General features: G+C 69.0%; 22 protein-coding genes. 19 read left to right on the top strand and 3 right to left on the bottom strand.

What is annotated here, in order from left to right:
* The first annotated feature begins 401 nt into the window (after positions 1 to 401).
* The 19 genes from ABID81_RS07710 to ABID81_RS07620 all read left to right on the top strand — a co-directional run bounded on the left by ABID81_RS07710 (position 402) and on the right by ABID81_RS07620 (position 21,623).
* Positions 402 to 1,163 (top strand): DeoR/GlpR family DNA-binding transcription regulator, encoded by a 762-nt coding sequence (locus tag ABID81_RS07710; RefSeq protein ID WP_354594217.1) that lies wholly within the window; start codon positions 402 to 404, stop codon positions 1,161 to 1,163.
* Between the two features lie 110 nt (positions 1,164 to 1,273).
* Positions 1,274 to 2,470, top strand: coding sequence for a mannitol-specific PTS transporter subunit IIC (gene mtlA / locus ABID81_RS07705; protein ID WP_354594216.1), 1,197 nt, complete (start codon positions 1,274 to 1,276; stop codon positions 2,468 to 2,470).
* Positions 2,471 to 2,517: 47 nt separating this feature from the next.
* Complete coding sequence (locus tag ABID81_RS07700) at positions 2,518 to 2,826, top strand: PTS lactose transporter subunit IIB (protein ID WP_054146078.1); 309 nt, start codon at positions 2,518 to 2,520, stop codon at positions 2,824 to 2,826.
* A 2-nt stretch (positions 2,827 to 2,828) separates the two neighbouring features.
* A complete protein-coding gene (locus ABID81_RS07695; protein WP_354594215.1) occupies positions 2,829 to 3,293 on the top strand; it encodes a PTS mannitol transporter subunit IIA in 465 nt (154 codons plus the stop codon).
* 26 nt (positions 3,294 to 3,319) lie between these two features.
* Positions 3,320 to 3,589: an HPr family phosphocarrier protein gene (locus tag ABID81_RS07690; protein WP_043592801.1), complete on the top strand. Its 270-nt coding sequence runs from the start codon at positions 3,320 to 3,322 to the stop codon at positions 3,587 to 3,589.
* 131 nt (positions 3,590 to 3,720) lie between these two features.
* Complete coding sequence (locus ABID81_RS07685) at positions 3,721 to 5,412, top strand: DUF885 domain-containing protein (RefSeq protein WP_354594214.1); 1,692 nt, start codon at positions 3,721 to 3,723, stop codon at positions 5,410 to 5,412.
* Between the two features lie 214 nt (positions 5,413 to 5,626).
* On the top strand, positions 5,627 to 7,075 hold the full coding sequence (rpsA, locus tag ABID81_RS07680; RefSeq protein WP_043592805.1) for a 30S ribosomal protein S1: 1,449 nt from the start codon (positions 5,627 to 5,629) through the stop codon (positions 7,073 to 7,075).
* 78 nt (positions 7,076 to 7,153) lie between these two features.
* Positions 7,154 to 7,804 carry a dephospho-CoA kinase gene (gene coaE, locus ABID81_RS07675; RefSeq protein WP_354594213.1) on the top strand — a complete coding sequence of 217 codons (651 nt, stop codon included), beginning with the start codon at positions 7,154 to 7,156 and terminating at the stop codon, positions 7,802 to 7,804.
* A gap of 10 nt (positions 7,805 to 7,814) precedes the next feature.
* A complete protein-coding gene (uvrB, locus tag ABID81_RS07670; protein ID WP_354594212.1) occupies positions 7,815 to 9,881 on the top strand; it encodes an excinuclease ABC subunit UvrB in 2,067 nt (688 codons plus the stop codon).
* Positions 9,871 to 10,785 carry an SDR family NAD(P)-dependent oxidoreductase gene (locus tag ABID81_RS07665; protein ID WP_354594211.1) on the top strand — a complete coding sequence of 305 codons (915 nt, stop codon included), beginning with the start codon at positions 9,871 to 9,873 and terminating at the stop codon, positions 10,783 to 10,785. Before uvrB ends, ABID81_RS07665 begins: the two co-directional genes overlap by 11 nt.
* A 71-nt stretch (positions 10,786 to 10,856) precedes the next feature.
* The gene (gene uvrA, locus ABID81_RS07660) at positions 10,857 to 13,808 is read left to right on the top strand and encodes an excinuclease ABC subunit UvrA (RefSeq protein ID WP_354594210.1); all 2,952 of its coding nucleotides are present in this window, start codon (positions 10,857 to 10,859) and stop codon (positions 13,806 to 13,808) included.
* Entirely contained in the window at positions 13,805 to 15,712 is a 1,908-nt protein-coding gene (gene uvrC, locus ABID81_RS07655) for an excinuclease ABC subunit UvrC (RefSeq protein ID WP_354594209.1), read from the top strand. Before uvrA ends, uvrC begins: the two co-directional genes overlap by 4 nt.
* 40 nt (positions 15,713 to 15,752) lie before the next feature.
* A complete protein-coding gene (gene rapZ, locus ABID81_RS07650) occupies positions 15,753 to 16,634 on the top strand; it encodes an RNase adapter RapZ (RefSeq protein ID WP_354594208.1) in 882 nt (293 codons plus the stop codon).
* A 69-nt stretch (positions 16,635 to 16,703) separates the two neighbouring features.
* Complete coding sequence (whiA, locus tag ABID81_RS07645) at positions 16,704 to 17,684, top strand: DNA-binding protein WhiA (RefSeq protein ID WP_354594207.1); 981 nt, start codon at positions 16,704 to 16,706, stop codon at positions 17,682 to 17,684.
* Between the two features lie 166 nt (positions 17,685 to 17,850).
* The gene (gene gap, locus ABID81_RS07640; RefSeq protein ID WP_043595015.1) at positions 17,851 to 18,855 is read left to right on the top strand and encodes a type I glyceraldehyde-3-phosphate dehydrogenase; all 1,005 of its coding nucleotides are present in this window, start codon (positions 17,851 to 17,853) and stop codon (positions 18,853 to 18,855) included.
* A 61-nt stretch (positions 18,856 to 18,916) separates the two neighbouring features.
* The gene (locus ABID81_RS07635) at positions 18,917 to 20,128 is read left to right on the top strand and encodes a phosphoglycerate kinase (RefSeq protein WP_354594206.1); all 1,212 of its coding nucleotides are present in this window, start codon (positions 18,917 to 18,919) and stop codon (positions 20,126 to 20,128) included.
* Complete coding sequence (tpiA, locus tag ABID81_RS07630) at positions 20,122 to 20,910, top strand: triose-phosphate isomerase (protein WP_354594205.1); 789 nt, start codon at positions 20,122 to 20,124, stop codon at positions 20,908 to 20,910. The genes ABID81_RS07635 and tpiA overlap by 7 nt, the downstream gene beginning before the upstream one ends.
* 105 nt (positions 20,911 to 21,015) lie before the next feature.
* A complete protein-coding gene (gene secG / locus ABID81_RS07625; RefSeq protein WP_043595012.1) occupies positions 21,016 to 21,267 on the top strand; it encodes a preprotein translocase subunit SecG in 252 nt (83 codons plus the stop codon).
* Positions 21,267 to 21,623, top strand: a complete 357-nt coding sequence (locus ABID81_RS07620; RefSeq protein ID WP_043595011.1) for an RNA polymerase-binding protein RbpA — start codon at positions 21,267 to 21,269, stop codon at positions 21,621 to 21,623. Before secG ends, ABID81_RS07620 begins: the two co-directional genes overlap by 1 nt.
* Positions 21,624 to 21,734: 111 nt before the next feature.
* Here ABID81_RS07620 and pgl read toward each other — a convergent pair whose 3' ends face one another.
* Genes pgl through zwf form a run of 3 tightly spaced genes read right to left on the bottom strand, consistent with a single transcriptional unit; the run spans position 21,735 to position 24,999 of the window.
* A complete protein-coding gene (pgl, locus tag ABID81_RS07615) occupies positions 21,735 to 22,505 on the bottom strand; it encodes a 6-phosphogluconolactonase (protein ID WP_354594204.1) in 771 nt (256 codons plus the stop codon).
* A 14-nt stretch (positions 22,506 to 22,519) separates the two neighbouring features.
* Positions 22,520 to 23,467 carry a glucose-6-phosphate dehydrogenase assembly protein OpcA gene (locus ABID81_RS07610; protein ID WP_354594203.1) on the bottom strand — a complete coding sequence of 316 codons (948 nt, stop codon included), beginning with the start codon at positions 23,465 to 23,467 and terminating at the stop codon, positions 22,520 to 22,522.
* The gene (zwf, locus tag ABID81_RS07605; RefSeq protein WP_354594202.1) at positions 23,464 to 24,999 is read right to left on the bottom strand and encodes a glucose-6-phosphate dehydrogenase; all 1,536 of its coding nucleotides are present in this window, start codon (positions 24,997 to 24,999) and stop codon (positions 23,464 to 23,466) included. Before zwf ends, ABID81_RS07610 begins: the two co-directional genes overlap by 4 nt.
* Positions 25,000 to 25,046 lie beyond the last annotated feature (47 nt).

Below are 25,046 nucleotides of genomic sequence, written 5' to 3'. Positions count from 1 at the left end.
CCCCGCGTGGTCCGAAGGCTGCGTCGAGGGCCGGGTCACCGGGCCGCGTCGCGGAGCCGTCCGCTCACGCGACGGCTCCGCGACCGCCCCGACCGGCGCCTCTTCGACCCGCCGACGTCTCGACACGCCGACACCCCGATGCCCCGATGCCCCGACCCCGGTGCCCGGACGGACCCGGACGGGTGTCCGCAACGCCTCGAGCGGGCCGATCGGTGCCCGTCGGGCAACCAACCGTCCCCCGACCCGGGCACAAACGGACACGACACGCGGCACAGACTTGACCGAGCCACACAAACGGACTTATATAAGCGCAGATCAACACCAGTTGAACTCTTTCCGCACTTCCGCACCACCGGCCGACCCCCACGGGGCGACCGTGCAGTCCGACGACGAGGTCTCCCATGTACGCACCGGAGCGTCACCAGCAGATCCTCGACACCGCCCTGTCCCGGGGGCGTGTCGAGGTCGCCGGTCTCGCGCGCGAGCTGTCCGTGGCGCCCGAGACGGTCCGTCGCGACCTGACCGCACTCGAGCGGCGGGGCGTCCTGCGTCGCGTGCACGGGGGAGCGATCGCCGTCGAGCGCCTGGGCATCGAGCCGCCCGTGGTCGACCGTGAGGGCACCGCCGCGACCGAGAAGGAACGCATCGCCCGGGCCGCCCTCGACGAGCTCCCCGACGGCGGCTCGATCATCGTCGACGCCGGCACCTCGACGATCCGGCTGGCCGAGCTGCTGCCGCTCGACCGAGAGCTCACCGTGGTCACGCACTCGCTCGCGGTGGCGACCATCCTGATCAGCCGCCCGAACGTCACGTTGCACCTGCTCGGCGGCCTCATCCGCACCCGCACCTACTCGGCCGTGGGGGACTGGACGCGAGCCCAGATCGCCGACGTCTTCGCCGACGTCGCCTTCGTCGGCACGAACGGCGTGTCGGTCGAGCGCGGCATCAGCACCCCCGACCTGGCGGAGGCGCGGGTCAAGCGCGCCCTCATCGCCGCGTCGCGACGCACCGTCGTCCTCGCCGACCACACCAAGTTCGGCCGCGAGGACTTCGCCAAGGTCGCGCCGCTCACCGACGTCGACACCGTCATCACCGACTCCGGCGTGGACGCCGAGTTGGCCGACGACGTCGAACAGGCCGGCCCTCGGGTCGTGATCGCATGACGCGAGACCGGCCGGCCACCCCCGCCCCACCCCGACGCACCACAGCCCCCCGCTCCACCTCCATCACCCCACATCCCTCTCGTCGCTGAGAGACAAGGAGAACCACCCACATGTCCGAGTTCACCCCCACCGTCACCGGTACGGGAGCCCGCGCGCGCGTCCAGCGCTTCGGAGGCTTCCTGGCCGGCATGATCATGCCGAACATCGGCGCCTTCATCGCCTGGGGCCTCATCACGGCCCTCTTCATCCAGACCGGCTGGACGCCGGTGCCCCAGCTCGGCGGCTTCGGCGAGCAGGCCGACGGCACGCCGTGGCCGGGCCTGGTCGGCCCGATCATCACCTACCTGCTGCCGATCCTGATCGCCTACACGGGTGGCCGCATGGTCCACGGTCAGCGTGGTGCCGTCATCGGTGCCGTCGCCGTCATGGGCGTCGTCGTCGCGACCGACGTGCCGCAGTTCCTCGGCGCCATGATCGTCGGCCCGCTGGCCGCGTGGGTGCTCAAGCAGTTCGACAAGCTGGTCGACGGCCGCATCAAGTCCGGCTTCGAGATGCTCGTCAACAACTTCTCGCTCGGCATCATCGGTGGCGCCATGGCCGTCCTGGCCTTCTTCGGCCTCGCGCCCGTCACGACCGCCATCACCAACGTGTTCGGTGGCGCCGTCGGGTTCCTCGTCGACCGCGGCCTGCTGCCCCTCGCCTCGATCATCATCGAGCCCGCCAAGGTGCTGTTCCTGAACAACGCCATCAACCAGGGCATCCTGACCCCGCTCGGAGGCACCCAGGTGCAGGAGGCCGGCAAGTCGATCCTCTTCATGCTCGAGTCGAACCCCGGCCCCGGCCTCGGCATCCTGCTGGCCTACCTGTTCTTCGGCCCGCGTGCCATCCGCCCGTCGGCCCCGGCCGCGATCATCGTGCACTTCTTCGGTGGCATCCACGAGATCTACTTCCCGTACGTGCTGATGAAGCCGATCCTGCTCGTCGCCGCCATCCTGGGTGGCGCCACCGGCATCGCCACGTTCGCCCTGTTCAACGTCGGCCTCGTGGGCCCGGCGTCGCCCGGCAGCATCATCGCCTACACGCTCGTCGCGGCCCGTGGGGACCTTCTCCCGATCTACCTGGGTATCCTGCTCTCGGCGGCCGTCTCGTTCGTCGTCTCGTCCCTCCTGATGGGCTTCGGCCGCAAGGAGAACCGCGAGGCCCGTGCCGAGGACGCCGCCGCCCAGGAGCAGGCTCTCGCCGACGCCCAGGCCGCCACCGCGGCCAACAAGGCGACCAGCAAGGGCACCGCGGCACCCACCGCGTAGTCCTGCCGCACCACCAGTCAGCACCACCACCACACAAGGAGAAGGTCATGGCAACCCTCGACGGTTCCAGCATCAAGAAACTCATCGTCGCGTGCGACGCGGGCATGGGCAGCAGCGTCATGCTGGCGTCCACGCTCAAGAAGCAGCTGAAGAAGAGCGGTGTCACCGTCGAGCACTCGCCCGTCGCGTCGATCCCGTCGGACGCCGACGTCGTCGTCACCCAGAACAACCTGGCCGAGCGTGCCCGCGGCGTGGTGCCGAACGTGCCGGTCGTGCCGTTCCAGCTGTTCATGGGAGACCCGAACGTCGCCAAGGTCGTCAAGGCGATCCAGGACGGCTCGACGGTCGAGGTCTGACGATGACCGATCAGCAGGCACCCGAGCTCTCGACGCTGCTCGCCGAGTCGTCCATCCGGCTCGACGAGGTCGCCGCCTCGCGCGACGAGGCCATCCGCAAGACGGGGCAGGCCCTCGTCGACGCGGGTGCGATCGACGAGTCGTACGTCGACGCGATGTTCGAGCGCGAGAACTCGGTGTCCACCTACGTCGGCGAGGGTGTGGCGATCCCGCACGGCACCCTCGCCGGCAAGGACTCGGTCAAAGAGGACGCCCTGGTGGTGCTGCGGTTCCCGACCCCGGTCGACTGGGACGGCAACGAGGTCTCGGTCACGGTCGGCATCGCCGCCAAGGGCAACGGCCACATCGCCATCCTCAGTCAGCTCGCGAGCATCCTGATGGACCCCGACAAGGCGGCCGCCCTGCGCGGCTCCACCACGTCCGCCGAGGTCTACGAGCTGCTCGCGTCGACCGACGACGACGACTGACCACCACCCCCTCCAGAGGAGAACACATGCCAGAACGTTCCGTCACCATCGCCTCCAGCGTCGGGCTGCACGCCCGTCCGGCCTCGCTGTTCAGCCAGGCCGCGGGCAAGACCGGCGCGAAGGTCACGTTGACCTCCGCCGCCGGCAAGAGCGTCAACGCCGCCAGCATCCTCGGCGTGCTCTCGCTCGGCATCGGCCACGGTGAAGAGGTCGTCGTCGCGACCGAGGGCGACAACGCCGAGGCAGCCCTCGACGAGCTCGTCGCGCTCCTCGCGACCGACCTCGACAAAGAGTAGGCACCGCACCACGACGCGCACGGGGCGTCCACCGACCACGGTCGGTGGGCGCCCCGTCCGTCGTGAGGGGCCGAGGAGGCGCGGTGCGGGTCGTCCGGCACCGCGCCTCCTCGGTCGTTAGGCTCGTCGCCATGACCGATCCTGCAGCGACGCCCGGCCCCCGCACGCCCACCCCCGTCGACGCGGTCGCCGAACGCTGGGTGGACACGCTGTGCGAGCTCGACCCCACGACCGCCACCTGGATCGGCCGAGAAGGCCGTACCGGCGAGTTCGCCGACCTCTCGCCCGAGGGGCACGCCCGTCACGTCGACGCCGTCCGGGCCACGCTGACCGAGCTGCGGGCCACGACCCCCGCCGACGACGTCGACCGCGTCACGCGAGACGACCTGACCAGCGAGCTCGAGCTCGAACTCGAATACGCCGACCAACGGCTCGAGCTGCGCGATCTCGCCGTCATCGCCTCGCCCGCGCAGGGCATCCGCGAGGTCTTCGACCTCATGCCGACCGAGTCCGAGGCAGACTGGGCGGACGTCGCGTCCCGGCTCGGGCGGGTCGGGACGGCGGTGGGCCAGTACGTCGAGACGCTGCGGGTGGGCATCGCCGAGGGGGTGACCCCGGCGCGGCGCCAGGTCGAGAAGGTGGCCGAGCAGTGTGCTCGCATCGGCGCCGTCGACGGGTTCTTCTCCGAGTTCGCCGACGGAGCCCGGCTCGGCGACGGCAGCGTCCCGGGCGGTGCCCTCGCCCGCGACCTCACGGCGGGCGCCTCGTCGGCCGCCGCCGCCTACGACGGGCTGAGGCGGTTCCTGCTCGACGAGCTGCTGCCCGCCGCCACCCCCGAGGACGCGGTGGGGCGTGACGCCTACGCACTGCACTCCCGACGCTTCCTCGGCGCGACGGTCGACCTCGACGAGACCTACGAGTGGGGCATCGACGAACTCGCCCGCATGACGAGCGAGCAAGAGGCCGTGGCCCACCGGATCGAACCGGGTGCCTCGGTCGCCCGGGCGATCGAGCTGCTCGACGCCGACCCCGCCCGTCAACTCCACGGCACGGGCGCCCTGCGCGACTGGATGCAGGGGCTGAGCGACCGGGCCGTCGCCGAGCTGGGGCGCGACCAGTTCGACATCCCCGAGCCCGTGCGCCGGCTGGAGTGCCGCATCGCCCCGACCAAGGACGGCGGCATCTACTACACGAGCCCCAGCGACGACTTCTCGCGTCCGGGGCGCATGTGGTGGTCCGTGCCCGAGGGAGTGACCCGTTTCGGCACCTGGCGCGAGACCACGACGGTCTTCCACGAGGGCGTGCCGGGGCACCACCTGCAACTCGGCCAGGCCGTGTACAACCGGGCGACGCTGAACACCTGGCGCCGCCAGCTGGCGGGCTCGTCCGGCCACGCCGAGGGCTGGGCCCTGTACGCCGAACGACTCATGGACGAACTCGGCTGGCTGGGCGACCCGGGGGACCGGCTGGGCATGCTGGACGGTCAACGCATGCGGGCGGCCCGCGTGGTGCTCGACATCGGCGTGCACCTCGGCAAGCCCTTCCCGGGCGGGGGCGGGGACTGGGACGCGGCGAAGGCCTTCGCGTTCATGTCCGAGAACGTCAACATGGACACCGAGTTCGTCCGCTTCGAGGTGGACCGGTACCTGGGCTGGCCCGGGCAGGCCCCGTCGTACAAGGTCGGCCAGCGCATCTGGGAGGACCTCCGTGCCGACCGCGCCCGTCGCGACGGAGCCGCGTTCGACGTCAAGGCCTTCCACCACGACGCCCTGCAGCTCGGCGGGGTGGGGCTCGACACCTTGCGCAGGGCCTTGCTCGCCTGAGGTGGTGACCCGTCCCGGCACACGACACTCGGCGCCACCCGACGACGACACCGACGGCCCCGGCACGTCGTTGCCCGCACCCGGGACGCCGCGCTAAGATGACCGAGCGCTATCTGCGTCGATCTGTCCGCACGCCGCGTTCGACACCCCCACCCGAACACCGTTCGATGGACGAACACGGCCCGATTCATGCCCGTACTGGAGCACTAACTACATGACAACCGTAACGACCAAGGCACCCAAGCAGGTCGCCATCAACGACATCGGATCCGCTGATGACTTCCTGGCCGCGGTCGAGAAGACCCTGAAGTTCTTCAACGACGGTGACCTCATCGAAGGCACCGTCGTGAAGATCGACCGCGACGAGGTCCTCCTCGACGTCGGCTACAAGACCGAGGGCGTCATCCCCTCGCGCGAACTCTCGATCAAGCACGACGTCGACCCCACCGAGGTCGTCGAGGTCGGCGACACGGTCGAGGCCCTCGTCCTCCAGAAGGAAGACAAAGAAGGCCGTCTGATCCTGTCCAAGAAGCGCGCTCAGTACGAGCGTGCCTGGGGCGACGTGGAGAAGATCAAGGACGCCGACGGCGTCGTCACCGGCACGGTCATCGAGGTCGTCAAGGGTGGCCTCATCGTCGACATCGGCCTCCGCGGCTTCCTCCCCGCCTCGCTCATCGAACTCCGTCGCGTCCGCGACCTCACGCCCTACCTGGGTCAGGAGATCGAGGCCAAGATCCTCGAGCTCGACAAGAACCGCAACAACGTGGTCCTGTCGCGCCGTGCGCTGCTCGAGCAGACCCAGTCCGAGAGCCGCACCACCTTCCTCAACAACCTCCACAAGGGCCAGGTCCGCAAGGGCGTCGTGTCGTCGATCGTCAACTTCGGTGCGTTCGTCGACCTGGGCGGCGTCGACGGCCTCGTCCACGTCTCCGAGCTCAGCTGGAAGCACATCGAGCACGCCAGCGAGGTCGTCGAGGTGGGCCAGGAGGTCACCGTCGAGATCCTCGAGGTCGACCTCGACCGTGAGCGCGTGTCGCTCTCGCTCAAGGCGACGCAGGAAGACCCGTGGCAGGTGTTCGCCCGCACGCACGCGATCGGTCAGGTCGCTCCGGGCAAGGTCACGAAGCTCGTCCCCTTCGGTGCGTTCGTCCGCGTGGCCGACGGCATCGAGGGCCTCGTGCACATCTCCGAGCTGTCGGCGAAGCACGTCGAACTGGCCGAGCAGGTCGTCGCCGTCGGCGACGAGGTGTTCGTCAAGGTCATCGACATCGACCTCGACCGCCGTCGCATCTCGCTGAGCCTCAAGCAGGCCAACGAGGGCGTCGACCCCGAGGGCACCGAGTTCGACCCGGCGCTGTACGGCATGCTCACCGAGTACGACGACCAGGGCAACTACAAGTACCCCGAGGGCTTCGACCCCGAGACGAACGAGTGGCGCGAGGGCTTCGACTCGCAGCGCGAGAAGTGGGAGCAGGACTACGCTGCCGCCCAGGCGCGCTGGGAAGCCCACAAGAAGCAGGTCGCTGCCTCGCTCGTCGAAGAGACGACGTTCGACGCTCCCACGGGTTCGTCGTTCTCGGCCGAGTCCGCCTCGGGCGCCGGCACCCTCGCCGACGACGAGTCGCTGGCTGCTCTGCGCGAGAAGCTGTCGAACAACAACTGAGTCCGTCCGGTCTCGACCAGAAGGCGGTTCCCCCTCGGGGGAGCCGCCTTCCGGCGTTCGCGGCGTAGTCTCGTCGTCGTGTTCGTCTGTGCGTTGACCGGTGGCATCGCCGCCGGCAAGTCCGTCGTGGCCCGTCGACTCGCCGAACGGGGTGCGGCCCACGTCGACGCCGACGCCCTCGCCCGCGAGGTCGTCGAGCCGGGCTCGCCGGGGCTGGACGCCGTCGTCGCGCGGTTCGGACGCACGGTGCTCCGCCCCGACGGCTCGCTCGACCGGGCCGCGCTCGGGGCCGTCGTCTTCGCCGACCCCGACGCCCGCCGTGCCCTCGAGGACATCACGCACCCCGCCGTCCACGAGCTCTCGACACGCCGCATGGCCGAGGCCGTGGCGGACGATCCCGCGCGCGTGGTCGTCTACGACGTGCCGCTGCTCGTCGAGGCGCGGGGCACGACCGGTTTCGACCTGGTCGTCGTCGTCCACGCGCCCCGCGAGGTGCGCCTCCGGCGGTTGGTCGAGCTGCGGGGGATGGACCCCGAGGAGGCGCGGCGTCGGGTGGACGCACAGGCCGACGACGAGGCCCGCCTGGCCGTGGCGGACGTCGTCGTCCGTTCGGCGGGGTCGCTCGAGCACACCCTGGCTCAGGCCGACGAGCTGTACGACCGGCTCCGTTCGCTGTCAGCGGCGAAGGAGGCGGCCTCCCGCGACGCGAGTGTCGGTGGTGCCTCGTAAGCTGGAATCCATGGAACCGACCCGCAGCGTGCGCCCCTTCGAAGTCGTCAGCGAGTTCGAGCCCAGTGGTGACCAGCCGGCGGCCATCGCCGAACTGGCGGGCCGCATCACGGCGGGCGAGACCGACGTCGTCCTGCTCGGTGCGACGGGCACGGGCAAGTCCGCCACGACGGCGTGGCTCGTCGAACAGGTCCAACGCCCGACCCTGGTGCTCGCCCACAACAAGACCCTCGCGGCCCAGCTGGCGAACGAGTTCCGGTCGCTCTTCCCGAACAACGCCGTCGAGTACTTCGTCTCCTACTACGACTACTACCAGCCCGAGGCCTACGTCCCCCAGACCGACACCTTCATCGAGAAGGACAGCTCGGTCAACGCCGAGGTCGAGCGGCTCCGTCACTCGACGACCAACTCACTCCTCAGCCGGCGTGACGTGATCGTCGTCTCGACCGTGTCGTGCATCTACGGCCTCGGCACGCCCGAGGGCTACATGGAGGCCATGATCGCCCTCCAGGTCGGCATGCGCATCGACCGAGAGACGCTGATCCGCCGGTTCGTCTCGATGCAGTACCAGCGCAACGACATCGACTTCTCCCGAGGCAACTTCCGGGTGCGCGGCGACACCATCGAGATCATCCCGATGTACGAAGAGCTGGCCATCCGCATCGAGATGTTCGGTGACGAGATCGAGGCGCTCTACGCCCTGCACCCGCTCACCGGCGACGTGGTCAAGACGATGGACGCCGTGTCGGTGTTCCCCGGTTCCCACTACGTGGCGGGCACCGACGTCATGCACCGCGCGATCGGCACCATCAAGGACGAGCTCGCCACCCGTCTCGACGAGCTCGACAAGCAGGGCAAGCTGCTCGAGTCGCAGCGTCTGCGCATGCGCACGACCTTCGACCTCGAGATGATGGAGCAGATCGGCTTCTGCAACGGCATCGAGAACTACTCCGCCCACATCGACGGTCGCTCGCCGGGCGAAGCTCCGCACTGCCTGCTCGACTACTTCCCCGACGACCTGCTCGTGGTCATCGACGAGTCGCACGTGACGGTGCCGCAGATCGGCGCGATGTACGAGGGCGACGCCTCCCGCAAGCGCACCCTCGTCGACCACGGCTTCCGGTTGCCCAGCGCCCTCGACAACAGGCCGCTCAAGTTCGAGGAGTTCCTCGACCGCGTCGGCCAGAAGGTCTACCTCTCGGCGACGCCGGGCAAGTACGAGCTCGGCATCACCGACAGCGTGGTCGAACAGATCATCCGGCCGACGGGGCTGATCGACCCCGAGATCGTGGTCAAGCCGTCCGCCGGGCAGATCGACGACCTGCTCGAAGAGATCCGCACGCGGGTCGAGATCGACGAGCGCGTCCTCGTCACGACCCTGACGAAGAAGATGGCCGAAGAGCTCACCGACTTCCTCACCGAGGCCGGCGTGCGGGTCCGGTACCTGCACTCCGACGTCGACACCCTCCGCCGCGTCGAGCTGCTCACCGAACTGCGCCAGGGCGTCTACGACGTGCTCGTGGGCATCAACCTGCTGCGAGAAGGCCTCGACCTGCCCGAGGTCTCCCTCGTGGCGATCCTCGACGCCGACAAAGAGGGGTTCCTCCGGTCGTCGACGTCGCTCATCCAGACCATCGGTCGCGCTGCCCGCAACGTCTCGGGTCAGGTCCACATGTACGCCGACGTGATGACCGACTCGATGAAGCAGGCCCTCGAAGAGACCGACCGTCGTCGCGAGAAACAGGTGGCTTACAACCTCGAGCGCGGCATCGATCCCCAGCCGCTGCGCAAGAAGATCGCCGACATCACCGAGGTGTTGGCCCGAGAGGGAGCCGACACGGCACGCCTCCTGGCCGACCGACAGGGCGGCAAGCGCGCACCGACGCCGAACCTGCGCCGCGAGGGCAAGGCCGCCAGCGCGGCGAACGGCCTCGAGGCGATCATCGCCGACCTCAACGAGCAGATGCTGCAGGCCTCCGCCGAGCTCAAGTTCGAGCTGGCCGGCCGACTGCGCGACGAGGTGGCCGACCTGAAGAAGGACCTCCGTCAGATGGAAGCAGCCGGCCATGCCCGGTGAGCGTCGCCGAGTCGTCGTGACCGGGGCGACCGCGGGTCTCGGCTACTTCGCCGCCGAACGACTCGTCACCGCCGGTCACCAGGTCGTCCTGGCCGCCCGGGACGCCGAGCGCGCCGTCCGAGCCGCCGATCTGTTGCGCGACCGGGTGCCCGGCGCCGACGTCGACACGGTGGCGCTCGACCTCGCCGATCTCGCGTCGGTCCGCTCCGGTGCGGCCACCGTCGCCGCGGGTGGTCCGATCGACGGCCTGCTCGCCAACGCGGGCGTCGTCGGCTCCCGACGGCGTCGGACGACCGTCGACGGATTCGAGCTCCAGTTCGGGACGAACCACCTCGGTCACTTCGCGCTCGTCTCCCACCTGCTGCCGGCCCTCGAATCGTCGGGACGAGCCCGCGTCGTCCACCTGGGCAGCATCAGTCACCGGTTCGTCCGTCTCGACCTGGACGACCCCATGATGGTCTCCAGCTACTCCGGGTCGGTCGCCTACGCACGGTCCAAGTTGGCGGTCATGACCTTCGGGTTCGACCTCGACCGGCGACTGCGAGCCGCCGGGTCGTCGATCTCGAGCGTCGTCGCCCATCCGGGCTTCTCGTGGGAGTCCCTGAGCGATCCCCGACCTCCCGTCGTCGAACCCCGCAGACCGCCCGCCGTCCTCACCTCGATCATGCACACGTTCTCTCAGGGCAAAGAGGTCGGAGCCGAGCCCCTGACCCAGGCCCTCGTGGGCGACGACGTGGTCGGCGGGGAATACTGGGGTCCGGCCGGGTGGTTCCAACTGACCGGCGCACCGGCTCGCGTCCCCGCCCGACGACACGCCCGCGACGGGTCGACCGCTGCCCGGCTGTGGCAGGTGTCCACCGAGCTGACGGGCGTCCAGCCCACCGTCGCGTCCACGACCACCTGAGCCGTCGGTCCCCGGCATCATCCCGAGCGGGCCCGCCCGCCACGACGACGACCGTCGTCGACATCGACAGAATGGTAAGAGTGTCCATCTCACCCGTAGAAGGTTCCCCCACGCTGAGCGTCCGGGGCGCCCGAGTCCACAACCTCAACGACGTCGACCTCGAGATCCCGCGCGACTCGCTCGTCGTGTTCACCGGGTTGAGCGGCTCCGGCAAGTCCTCGCTGGCCTTCGACACGATCTTCGCCGAGGGGCAACGGCGGTACGTCGAGTCCCTCTCGGCGTACGCACGGCAGTTCCTGGGTCAGGTCGACCGACCCGACGTCGACTTCATCGAGGGTCTCAGCCCTGCGGTGTCCATCGACCAGAAGTCGACCAACCGCAACCCCCGGTCGACGGTCGGCACGATCACCGAGATCTACGACTACATGCGCCTGCTCTGGGCTCGCATCGGCGTCCCGCACTGTGCCGTCTGCGGCGAGAAGATCAGCAAACAGAGCGTGCAGCAGATCGCCGACCAGCTGATGACCCTCGAGACGGGCACCCGATACCAGGTGCTCAGCCCGGTGGTCTCGCAGAAGAAGGGCGAGTTCGTCGACCTCTTCTCCGAACTGGCGTCGACGGGCTACTCACGGGCCATCGTGGACGGCGAACAGGTCCAACTCAGCTCACCGCCCAAGTTGAAGAAGCAGGTCAAGCACGACATCTCCGTCGTGGTCGATCGCCTGGTCGCCTCCGACCAGGCCCTCACGCGCCTCACCGACTCGCTCGAGACCGCGCTCCGGTTGACCGACGGCCTCGTCACGATCGACTTCGTCGACACCGACGACGGCGCGGCCGGCAAGTACCGGACCTTCTCCGAGAAGCTGTCGTGCCCCAACAACCACCCGGTCCAGCTCACCGAGATCGAGCCGCGCACGTTCTCGTTCAACGCCCCGTTCGGCGCCTGCCCCGAGTGCTCCGGCCTCGGCACGAAGATGTCGGTCGACTCCGACCTCCTGCTCGGCGACCCCGAGCTCAGCCTCGCCGACGGCGTCATCCTGCCGTGGACGCAGTCGGGCAAGGGCCTCTACAACTACTTCCAGAAGCTGCTCGAGGGTCTGGCGGGCGACCTGGGCTTCAGCCTCAAGACGCCGTGGCACGAGCTGCCCGAGTCGGTCCACAAGGCCGTCCTGCAGGGCAACGACTTCGAGGTGACCGTCAAGTGGCGCAACCGCTTCGGCCGTGAGATGACCTACTCGACGGGCTTCGAGGGCGTCATGCCCTACATCGAACGCAAGTACGCCGAGGCCGAGACCGACACACAGCGCCAGCGGTACGCCGCCTACCTCCGCGAGATCCCCTGCGTGGTCTGCAAGGGCAAGCGACTCAAGCCCGAGGTCCTCGCCGTGCTCGTGGACGGTCACGACATCGCCGCGGTCTCCGAGTTGAGCCTCGCCGACGCCTTCGAGTTCATGAACGGGCTCACGCTGACCACACGCGAAGCGCGGATCGCCGCCCAGGTGCTGCGCGAGATCCGGGTCCGACTCGAGTTCCTCCTCGAGGTCGGCCTGACCTACCTGAGCCTGGCTCGAGCCGCCGGTTCCCTCTCGGGCGGCGAGGCGCAACGCATCCGCCTCGCCACCCAGATCGGTTCCGGCCTCACGGGGGTGCTCTACGTCCTCGACGAACCGAGCATCGGACTGCACCAGCGCGACAACCGCCGGTTGATCGACACCCTGGTCAAGCTGAAGAACCTCGGCAACACGTTGATCGTCGTCGAACACGACGAAGACACGATCAAGACGGCCGACTGGATCGTCGACATCGGGCCGGGCGCCGGCGTCAACGGCGGCACGGTCGTGCACTCGGGCAGCTACGAGGCCCTCGTCGCGAACACCGACTCGTACACGGGGGACTACCTCGCCGGACGCCGGTCGATCGAGACCCCGACGACCCGTCGGCCGATCGACAAGAAACGCATGATCTCCGTCGTCGGGGCGAAGGCGAACAACCTGCGAGACGTCACCGTCGACTTCCCGCTCGGCACCTTCGTGGCCGTGACCGGGGTGAGCGGCTCAGGCAAGTCGTCCCTGGTGAACGACATCCTGTACAAGGTCCTGGCGAACCAGCTGAACGGTGCACGACAGATCCCGGGCAAGCACACGCGCGTCACGGGGCTCGACGCCCTCGACAAGGTCGTGCACGTCGACCAGGCTCCGATCGGGCGCACCCCGCGCTCGAACCCGGCCACCTACACCGGCGTCTTCGACCGCATCCGCACCCTGTTCGCCGAGACGACCGACGCCAAGGCGCGCGGCTACCTCCCGGGGCGGTTCAGCTTCAACGTCAAGGGTGGGCGGTGCGAGAACTGCGCGGGCGACGGCACCATCAAGATCGAGATGAACTTCCTGCCCGACGTCTACGTCGCCTGCGAGGTCTGCGGCGGTGCACGTTACAACCGAGACACGCTGGCCGTGCGCTACAAGGGCAAGAACATCTCCGAGGTCCTCGAGATGCCGATCAGCGAGGCAGCCGACTTCTTCGCTCCGATCTCCGCCATCTCGCGGTTCATGTCGACGCTGGTCGACGTCGGCCTGGGCTACGTCCGGCTCGGGCAGAGCGCCACCACCCTGAGCGGCGGTGAGGCCCAGCGCGTCAAGCTCGCCACCGAACTCCAGAAGCGCTCCAACGGACGCAGCGTCTACGTGCTCGACGAGCCGACCACCGGCCTCCACTTCGAGGACGTCCGCAAGCTCCTCCTCGTCCTGAACGGCCTCGTCGAGAAGGGCAACACCGTGATCACGATCGAGCACAACCTCGACGTCATCAAGTCGGCGGACTGGCTCATCGACATGGGGCCCGAAGGAGGCGCGGGGGGCGGCACCGTCATCGCCACGGGAACACCCGAGCACCTCGCCACCGTGCCCGAGAGCCACACGGGCGTCTTCCTGAAGGAGATCCTCGAGTCGGGTCACACCGTGCCCCGGGTGCAGAAGAAGAAGCCCACCACGGCACGACGTCGGGAGGCCGTCGAAGCCCGATGAGCAACACCGTCTCCTGGCGTCCCAAGGCGGGCGAGATCCCGACCGACCCCGGCGTCTACCGCTGGCGCGACGAGCGGGGCAGGGTGCTCTACGTCGGCAAGGCCAAGAACCTCCGTGCCCGACTGAGCAACTACTTCGCCCCGCTCCCGTCCCTCCACGAGCGCACCCGTCGGATGGTCCTGACCGCCCGATCGGTCGAGTGGACGGTGGTGGGCAGCGACATCGAGGCCCTCCAGCTCGAGTACACGTGGATCAAAGAGTTCGACCCGCCGTTCAACGTCAAGTTCCGCGACGACAAGACCTACCCGTTCATGGCGGTCACCCTGGCCGACGAGGCCCCCCGGGTGATGGTCACGCGCAACCCCAGGATCAAGGGTGCGAAGTACTTCGGCCCCTACCCCAAGATCTGGGCCGTGCACGACACCATCGACCTGATGATCAAGGTCTTCCCGATCCGCACGTGTTCGGACAGCAGCTACAAGAAGGCCATGCAGACGGGCAAGCCCTGTTTCCCGGGCCAGATCGGGCGCTGTGGCGGCCCGTGTTCCCACAAGGTCTCCATCGCCGAGCACCGGGCGATCGTCGACGAGTTCGTCAAGTTCATGGGCAGCTACGACAAGAAGGTGATCGCCGACCTCCAGCGGTCGATGAAGGCGGCCGCGCTCGAGCAGCGCTTCGAGGACGCGGCCTCCTACCGTGACCAGGTCCAGGCCCTCGAAGCCGTGCTCGACAAGTCCGCGGTCGTCCTGCGCGACAGCGTCGACCTCGACCTCTACGCCCTGGCCGAGGACGAGCTGGCGGCGGCGGTGCAGCTGTTCACGGTGCGCGGCGGACGCATCCGCGGTTCTCGCGGCTGGGTGGTCGACAAAGAGATCGACATCTCGACCGGGGACCTCGTCGAGCAGGTGCTGCAGGGCATCTACACGGCAGGGGCCGAGTTGCCCCGCGAGATCGTCGTGACGGCGACACCGGACGACAACGACGCTCTCGAGAGCGTCCTGAGCGAGATCCGTGGACGCGGACGGGTCCAGATCCACACGGCGCAGCGGGGCGAGAAGGCGAACCTCATGCAGACGGCGACCCTGAACGCGCAGCAGTCGCTCATGCTCTACAAGACGCGCCGCAGCGCCGACTTCGCCACGCGGTCCACGGCCCTCGCCGACATCCAGGAGGCGCTGGGAATGAGCGACGCTCCGCTGCGCATGGAGTGCTACGACGTCTCGCACCTCTCGGGGACGAACATCGTGGCCTCGATGGTGGTCTTCGAGGACGGCCTCCCGCGCAAGGACCAGTACCGACGGTTCAACATCCCGCAGTCGACGGACGACACGGAGTCCATCTACCAGACGCTCAGCCGACGCCTGTCCCGGCTCGACGACGAACTCGCCCCCGTCGAGGAGGTCGGCGAGCAACGCAAGCGCTTCGCGTACCGTCCCAACCTCCTCATCGTCGACGGTGGGCAACCCCAGGTGGCGGCGGCCCGCCGGGCCCTCGACGACGCCGGCGTGACCGACATCGCCCTCTGCGGCATCGCCAAACGACTCGAAGAGATCTGGTTGCCCGACGACGACTTCCCCGTCATCCTTCCCCGCAACAGCGACGCCCTGTTCCTCATCCAGCGCATCCGCGACGAGGCCCACCGTTTCGCCATCACGCACCAGCGCCAGCGCCGCAAGCGCGACATCTCGACGCAGCTCGCCGAGATCCCGGGCTTGGGCCCGTCACGGGTCGCCGTGCTGCTCAAGCACTTCGGTTCCGTCAAACGCCTGAAGGAGGCCGAGGCCGCCGACATCTCGGCCATCCGCGGGATCGGTCCGACGCTCGCCTCGGCCGTGGTCGAGCGCCTCCGCGGAGACGAGCAGGTCGACGTCGACGACACCGCGCCTCCATCGGGCCCCGCCTAGAATCGATGCACCGCCCGCCGACCCGGAGGACACCACCGACATGAGCGACGCCAGCGAACAGCAAGAGGTCCTGATCGTCACGGGCATGTCCGGGGCCGGTCGGTCGACGGTCGGCAACGCCCTCGAAGACCTCGACTGGTACGTCGTCGACAACCTGCCGGCTCAGATGCTCCGCCCCTTGCTCGACCTGGCCGAGCGGGCGGGGGACTCCCTCCCCAAGATCGCCGCCGTCGTCGACGTGCGCGGCGGGCGCCTGTTCAGCGAGGCCCAGGAGGCCGTCCGAACGCTCCGGGCGAGCATGCCGAGCAAGGTGCGCGTGCTCTTCCTCGACGCGACGGACGCCGCCCTCGTCCGACGCTTCGAGCAGGTGCGTCGGCCCCATCCGTTGCAGGGCGACGGGACGCTTCTCGACGGCATCCTGGCCGAGCGCGCTCGCATGGAAGAACTGCGCGAGACGAGCGACGTCATCATCGACACCTCCGAGCTCAACATCCACCAGCTCGCCACGACGATCTCCGAGAAGTTCGCCGAGTCCGACCGTGCGGGCGTGCAGGTCACGGTCCTGAGCTTCGGCTTCAAGTACGGTCTGCCCACCGACGCCGACATGGTGGGCGACGCGAGGTTCCTGCCGAACCCCTTCTGGGTGCCCGCGTTGCGATCCCAGTCCGGGCTCGACGAGCCCGTCACGAGCTACGTCATGCAGCAGGACGGCGCCCGGGAGTTCGTCGACGCCTTCGCCTCGTCGCTCGTCCCCGTGCTGGCCGGCTACCAGCGTGAGAACAAGAGACACGCTACGATCGCCATTGGCTGCACCGGGGGCAAACATCGATCGGTCACCCTCGTGGGTGAACTGGCGGCGCGTCTGCGTGGACTCCCGGGCGTGGCCGTCAGCGTGAAACACCGCGACCTCGGCCGAGAATGACCTCACGAGGTCGTTCAGCACGCCCGTGAAGCCGACCAGTGGTCGACCCGACGAAAAGGAACAACCGGAGTGGCTCAGACTGCCGACGTCAAAGAAGAACTCGCCCGCGTCGAGGTGAGCAGGACGACGATCCGAGCCGCCGAGCTGGCGACCGTCCTGCGCTTCGCCGGGGGCCTGCACCTGATCTCGGGCCGCATCGCCGTCGAGGCCGAGCTCGACTCGGCCCTCATCGCCCGTCGCGTCCGGAAGGACCTCGCCGAACTGTACGGTGCCCGCAGCGACGTCGCGATGACCGCGCCCTCCGGTTCCCGCCGCACGCCCGGCTACCTCGTCCGGGTGCACGAGGCGGGCGAGACGCTCGCTCGGCAGACGGGGCTCATGGACGCGCGACGCCGCCCGGTCCGGGGCCTGCCGAACCGCCTCACGACGGGGTCCCGAGACGATCTGGCCGCGATCTGGCGCGGTGCCTTCCTCGCCCAGGGCTCGCTGACCGACCCGGGACGCTCGGCCTCCCTCGAGGTCGTCTGCCCGGGCAACGAGACCGCCATGGCGCTCGTCGGGGCCGCGGGCCGGCTCGGCATCGGCGCCAAGGCCCGCGAGGTCCGGGGGGTCCACCGCGTCATCATCCGTGACGGCGAGGCCATCGGGACGATGCTCAAGGCGATGGGCGCCGAGAAGAGCGTCGCCGAATGGGAAGAGATGCGCCAACGCCGTGAGGTGCGCGCCACGGCGAACCGTCTGGTCAACTTCGACGATGCCAACCTGCGCCGCTCCGCCCAGGCGGCGGTCGCCGCCTGTGCCCGCGTCGACCGGGCCATGGAGATCCTCGGGGACGACATCCCCGACCACCTGAAGTACGCCGGCGAACTCCGCCTGGCCCACCGCGACGCGAGCCTGGACGAACTGGGCCATCACGCGGACCCGCCGATGACCAAGGACGCCGTGGCGGGACGCATCCGACGGCTTCTGGCGATGGCCGACAAGAAGGCGAGCGACCTGGGGCTCCCCGGCACGGACGCGAACCTGCCCTCCGACCTCGACCTCGACTGAGCGCTCGGAGTCGCCGGGACGACACGGGACGGCGAACACCGGAGGGCTGCTGCTACTGTCGTGGATGGTGTCCGGCCCGAGGTCATCGAGAGTTCGGGAGGCGCCGCGGGCCTGGTCGCCCACCCCCTCCACGCGTCCCCACGACGCCTGATCATCAGGAGTTTCATTGACCGTCAAGATCGGCATCAACGGCTTCGGTCGCATCGGCCGCAACTACTTCCGCGCGGCACTCGCCAAGGGCACCGACATCGAGATCGTCGCCGTCAACGACCTGACCGACAACGCCGCCCTCGCGCACCTCCTCAAGTTCGACTCGATCACGGGCCGTCTCGACGCCACCGTCGAGCTCGACGGTGACTCGATCGTCGTCGACGGCAAGCCGATCAAGGTCCTCGCCGAGCGCGACCCCGCCAACCTGCCCTGGGGCGAGTTGGGCGTCGACATCGTCGTCGAGTCGACCGGCTTCTTCACCAAGGCCGAGGACGCGCGCAAGCACATCACGGCCGGGGCCAAGAAGGTCCTGATCTCGGCACCCGCCACGGGTGACGACGCCACGATCGTGCTGGGCGTGAACGAGGGCATCTACGACCCCGCCAACCACCACATCATCTCGAACGCCTCCTGCACGACGAACAGCCTCGCGCCCCTGATGAAGGTCTTCCTCGACAACTTCGGCGTCGAGCGTGGCCTGATGACGACGGTCCACGCTTACACGGCCGACCAGAACCTCCAGGACGGCCCCCACAAGGACCCTCGTCGTGCGCGCGCGGCGGCCCTGAACATCGTCCCCACGTCGACGGGCGCGGCCAAGGCCATCGGCCTCGTCATCCCCGAGCTCGCCGGCAAGCTCGACGGCTACGCCCTGCGCGTGCCCGTGCCCACCGGCTCGATCACCGACGTGACCCTCGAGACCAGCACCCCGGTGACCGTCGAGCAGATCAACGCCGCCTACAAGGCAGCGGCCGAGGGCGAGCTCAAGGGCATCCTGGCCTACTCCGAGGACCCCCTGGTCTCGACCGACATCACGACCGACCCGCACTCGTCGATCTACGACTCGGGCCTGACCAAGGTCATCGGCAACCTCGTCAAGATCACCTCGTGGTACGACAACGAGTGGGGCTACTCGAACCGCCTCGTCGACCTGACGAAGTACGTGGCCGACCGCCTCTAGTCCGACCTCGGTGCCCCGGCCCCCACGGGCCGGGGCACCGTCCTCCTACCGAAACGAACCCATGAGCCTGCGTACCCTCGATTCACTCGGTCCCCTCTCGGGCAAGCGCGTCATCGTCCGATGCGACCTCAACGTCCCCCTGAAAGACGGGGAGATCACCGACGACGGGCGCATCCGTGCCTCCCTCGAGACCCTCGACCTGCTGATCAACCAGGGCGCGAGGGTCGTCGTCATCTCGCACCTCGGTCGACCCGACGGCGAGGCGAAGCCCGAGTACAGCCTCCGTCCGGTGGCGCAGCGGCTCAGCGAGCTGCTCGGCAAGAGCGTCGCCTTCGCGCCGAGCACCGTGGGGGACGAGGCGGCCGCGGCCGTCGGAGACCTCGCGGACGGCCAGATCGTGGTCCTCGAGAACCTGCGGTACCACGCGGCCGAGACGTCGAAGGACGCCGCCGAGCGCCAGCAGTTCGCCCAGCGCCTCGCCGAACTCGGCGACGTCTTCGTCTCGGACGGTTTCGGCGTCGTGCACCGTGAGCAGGCGAGCGTCTACGAGCTCGCCTCGATCCTCCCGAGTGCCGCCGGCACGCTGATCGCCCGCGAGCTCGAGGTCCTCGACAAGCTGACCGAGAACCCCACGCGCCCGTACACCGTCGTCCTGGGCGGGTCGAAGGTGTCCGACAAGCTCGGCGTCATCGAGCACCTCCTGCCACGGGTGGACAACCTGTTGGTCGGCGGAGGCATGCTCTTCACCTTCCTCGCCGCGCAGGGCCTCCCCGTCGGCGGCAGCCTGCTCGAGAAGGACCAGCTCGGCCGGGTGAGGGGCTACGTCGACGAAGCCGCGCGCCGAGGCGTCAACCTCGTGCTCCCCGTCGACGTGGTGGTCGCCTCGGCGTTCAGCGCCGACGCCGAGCACGCCGTGGTCGCCGCCGACGGCATCGAATCCTCGCCGCTGGGCTCCGAGGCCCTCGGGCTCGACATCGGCCCCGAGACGGCTGCCCGTTTCGCCGAGATCGTGCAGACCTCGTCGACGGTCTTCTGGAACGGCCCCATGGGCGTGTTCGAGTTCCCCGCCTTCGCACACGGTACGAAGACCGTCGCCGAGGCACTCACCCACGTCTCGGGTCTCGGCGTCGTGGGCGGCGGTGACTCGGCGGCCGCGGTGCGAGCCCTCGGGTTCTCCGACGACCAGTTCGGCCACATCTCCACCGGTGGTGGAGCCAGCCTCGAGTTCCTCGAGGGCAGACGACTCCCCGGACTGGAGGTCCTCGGATGGTGACCACGCGCACGCCCCTCATCGCCGGCAACTGGAAGATGAACCTCGACCACCTGCAGGCGATCGCGTTCGTCCAGAAGCTGGCCTGGTCGCTCAAGGACGCCAAGCACGATTTCGAGTCGGTGGAGGCCGCGGTGTTCCCGCCGTTCACCGACCTGCGCAGCGTCCAGACCCTGCTCGACGCCGACAAGCTCGTGCTGGCGCTCGGCGCGCAAGACCTCTCGGCACAGGACTCCGGTGCCTACACGGGCGAGATCTCGGGTCGGTTCCTGTCCAAGCTCGACGTCCGGTACGTCCTGGTCGGTCACTCGGAGCGGCGCACGCTCCACGCCGAGGACGACGGGGTCGTCGCCACCAAGGTCGCCGCGGCGCACCGGTCAGGACTCGTACCCGTCATCTGCGTCGGCGAGACCGCCGCCGACCTCGAACAGCACGGCCCCAGCGCCGTGCCCGTGGCGCAGCTCCGGGCCGCCCTGGCCGAGGTCCCCGCGTCCGCCGAGATCGTCGTGGCGTACGAGCCCGTGTGGGCCATCGGCTCCGGTCAGGCCGCCACGGCCGAGCAGGCCGGCCAGGTCTGCTCCGCCCTCCGGACGGCTCTCGCCGACGTCGCGGGATCGGACGCCGCAGCCGCCACCCGCATCCTCTACGGCGGATCGGTCAAGTCGTCCAACATCGCGTCGTTCATGCGAGAGCCGGACGTCGACGGCGCACTGGTCGGCGGGGCCAGCCTCGACGTCGACGAGTTCGCCAGCATCGTCCGTTTCCAGGCGCACGTCGGCGTCTAGGCCGGTGGGGTGCCGCCGAGCGGCGCCCCACCGACTCGGACTCCGCGGGCCACGGCCTCTCGCGGTTATACTGTTCAGCGGTCTCACCGCATCGAAAGGTCCTACGTGGAAATTCTCCAGGTCATCCTGCAGGTGTTGCTCGGCATCACGAGCCTCCTGCTGACCCTCCTCATCCTCCTCCACCGCGGGCGCGGCGGCGGTCTGTCCGACATGTTCGGCGGTGGAGTCACGAGCAACCTCGGGGCCTCCGGTGTCGCCGAGCGCAACCTGAACCGCATCACGGTGTTCCTCGGGCTCGTCTGGATCACGTGCATCGTCGTCCTCGGGCTCATCACCAAGTTCGCGGCGGTCAGCTGATGGCCTCGGGCGGCAGCGCCATCCGTGGCTCGCGCGTCGGCGCGGGCCCCATGGGCGAGCAAGACCGTGGTTTCCACGCTGAGCGCATCACCATCTCGTACTGGGACGCCCTCGGCAACGAGGTCGTCCGCCACTTCGCGGCGAACGTTCCCGACGAAGAGATCCCCGAGACCGTCGACTCACCCTCGAGCGGCCTCCCGGCCGGTCGCGACAAGGCGAACCCGCCGACGGTCGCCAAGCTCGAGCCGTACAAGACGCACCTCGCGTACGTGAAAGAACGACGCACCGAAGAAGAGGCCGAGCAGCTCCTCGAAGAGGCTTTGCAACAACTGCGCGTCCGGCGCGGCAAGGCCTGAGACGCCGGGTGAGCCTCCCGGGCTCGACCGATCAGGATTGAACCAAGGGCCCTGCAGCGGATCGCTGCAGGGCCCTTCGTCATGCCCGACGAGCGGGCGGCCTACCGGTGATCAGTACGTCGACGCGATGAGGTTCTCGGGCACCTCGGCCGCTGCGTCCTGGTCGACGAAGAAGACCGTGCGCTTGCGCCCCTTCACCCCGGCGACGGGAACCTGGTCGGCACCGGCGCCGGCCAGGGCCAGCCCCAACGACGAAGCCTTCTCGGCACCCGCGAGGATCATCCAGACGCGCTGGGAGTTGTTGATGACCGGGAGGCTCAACGTGAGACGCACGGGCGGCGGTTTGGGGGAGTCGTCGATGGTCAGGACCGTGGGTTCGGTCTGCCGGATCTGCGCCTTGTCGGGGAACAACGACGCGACGTGGCCGTCGGGTCCGACACCCAGCAACGTGATGTCGAAGCGCGGGGCCTCGTCGTCTGCCTGGGCGTGCTCGAGCAGGTCCGCGCGGTACGCGGCGGCAGCGGCCTCGACGTCGTCGAAGTCACCCACCGCACCGAACCGGTGCACGTTCTCGGGCGACAGTCCGATGTGGTCGAGCAGGTCGATGCCGGCCTGGGTGTCGTTGCGGTCGGCGTCGCCCGCCGGCACCCAGCGCTCGTCGGCCCACCAGATCGACACCTTCGACCAGTCGACGCTGTCGCGTGCCGGAGACGCGTTGATTGCCGCCAGCACCAACGTGCTGACGGAACCGCCACTCACGACGACCGACGCGTAGTTCTGCTCCTCGAGCACGTCGATGATCTTGGTGATGAAGCGGGCGGCCACGGATGCGCCCAGCGATTGTTTGTCGGGGTGGACCAGCACCCGGCGTTCGTTCGTCACGGTTCTCTTCTGCTCTAGTTGCTCTGGACGGGTTCGCCGAGTTGGCCGACCCCGTGTCTCACGACGTTCCCGAACAGGTCGTCGGGGTCGAGTCTACGGAGTTCCTCGGCCAGGCAGTCGCGCAGCGACCGGCGTGGCAGGGCGAGGTCATGGGTGGGCTGGCCGGGTTGCGTGAGGGTGGCGACGTCGTCGACGTCGCGCTCGAGCACGATGGACCCGGAGGCGCGCACGAGTCGGACGCCGTGGATGCCGCTCGAGCCGGTCGCCCTCGTCGCCAGCTCGGCGTCGACCGGCACCTGCAGTTGCAGACGCAGCCAGGCGGCGAGCAGCAGCGTCGACGGCGAGTCGGGGGCGCCGGACACTCCCACCTCGGTGACGGACTCGTACGGTGGCTGGTCGAGAACGGCGGCGAGCTGGGCACGCCACAACGTCAACCGCGTCCACGCGAAGTCGGTGTCACCCGGTGCGTAGCTGCGTGCGAGGTCGACGATCGACTGACGGGGGTTCGGCTGGCTCGCGGCGTCGGTGATGCGCCGTTGGGCGATGCGCCCCAGGGGGGACTCCGACACGACGCTCGGAGCGGTCTTGGGCCACCACGCCACGACCGGGGCGTCGGGCAGGAGCAGCCCGGTGACGAGCCCCTCCTCGTCGCTGGCGGTCTCGCCGTGGGCCCGCAGCAGGATGACCTCACTCGCACCGGCGTCACCGCCGACGCGGATCTGCGCGTCGAGCCTCCCGTCGACCTGGTCGGACTCCGACGCCGTGGACACGACGATGACCCGCATCGGGTGCTCACGCGAGGCGTCGTTGGCCGCCTCGATGGCTTCCTCCTCGTCACCGAGACTGGTGGAGATGATCAACGTGAGGACGCGTCCCAACGCGACCGCGCCTCCTTCTTCCCGGATCTTGACGAGCGTCTTCTGGACGCGGCTGATGGTGCTGTCGGGCAGGTCGACGATCACGGACGCCTCCAGGTGCGGCCGTCTCGGGCCATGAGCTCATCGGCGGAGGCGGGGCCCCAGGTGCCGGGTCGGTATTGTTCGGGCTGTCCCTGCGTGGCCCAGAACTCCTCGATGGGGTCGAGGATCTTCCACGAGAGCTCGACCTCCTCGTGACGGGGGAACAACGGCGGATCGCCGAGCAGCACGTCGAGGATCAGGCGTTCGTAGGCCTCGGGGCTGGCCTCGGTGAAGGCGTGCCCGTAACCGAAGTCCATCGTGACGTCGCGGACCTGGGTCCCGATGCCCGGCACCTTCGACCCGAAGCGGAGCGTCACGCCCTCGTCGGGCTGCACGCGGATCACGAGGGCGTTCTGTCCGAGGGAGGTCTGCGTCCCGAAGATGTTCTCGGGCACCTGCTTGAACACCACGGCGATCTCGGTCACCCGCCGGCCGAGGCGCTTGCCGGCCCGCAGGTAGAACGGGACACCGGCCCACCGCCGCGTGGCGATCTCGAGCTTGATGGCCGCGAAGGTCTCGGTCTGGCTCTCGGGGTCCATGCCCTCCTCGTCGAGGAACCCCCTGACCTTCTCGCCGCCTTGCCAGCCACCCGAGTACTGCCCCCGGGCCGTGCCCGTGGCGAGGTCGGCGGGCAGACGGACCGCCGAGAGGATCTTCTCCTTCTCGGCCCGGAGGTCGCGCGCCGCGAAGGTCACGGGCTCTTCCATGGCCGTGAGCGCGAGCAGCTGCAGGAGGTGGTTCTGGATGACGTCGCGAGCGGCGCCGATGCCGTCGTAGTACCCCGCACGACCGCCGACCCCGATGTCCTCGGCCATGGTGATCTGGACGTGGTCGACGTGGTTGGCGTTCCAGAGCGGTTCGTACATCTGGTTGGCGAACCGGAGGGTCAGCAGGTTCTGGACGGTCTCCTTGCCGAGGTAGTGGTCGATGCGGAAGACGCTGTCGGGCTCGAAGACGGTCTCGACCACGGCGTTGAGTTCGCGAGCGGTCGCGAGGTCGCTGCCGAAGGGCTTCTCGATGACGACGCGCCGCCAGGCCCCGTCCTTCTCCTCGGCGAGACCCGAGCTGCGCAGCTGCTCGGTCACCATGGGGAAGGCCTTGGGAGGGATCGAGAGGTAGAAGGCGTGGTTGCCCATCGTGCCGCGCTCACGGTCGAGCTCCTCGATGGTGTCCTTGAGGCGAGAGAAGGCCTCGGCGTCGTCGAACACGCCTTGCACGAAGCGGAAGCCCTCTTTGAGTTGCCGCCAGACGTCCTCGTCGAAGGGGGTGCGGGCGTGTTCCTTGACGGCCTGGTACACGACCTGCTCGAAGTCCTGGCCCTCGAACTCGCGGCGGGCGAAGCCGACGAGCGCGAACCCCGGCGGGAGCAGGCCACGGTTGGCGAGGTCGTACACGGCCGGCATGAGCTTCTTGCGCGAGAGGTCGCCCGTGACGCCGAAGATGATGAGGCCGCTCGGGCCCGCGATGCGGTTGAGGCGGCGGTCGGAGGGCAACCGGAGGGGGTTGGACTCCGGCGTGATCGGCACCGGTGGCATGGACTTCCGTTCTGTGGTTCGAGGTCGCCCACGACCGGCATCGCGTG

This window comes from Frigoribacterium sp. PvP054, assembly GCF_040547465.1.
Lineage (GTDB): Bacteria > Actinomycetota > Actinomycetes > Actinomycetales > Microbacteriaceae > Frigoribacterium.
Note: the sequence above shows the minus strand (reverse complement) of the source record. Positions and strands in the feature narration are given on the sequence as shown.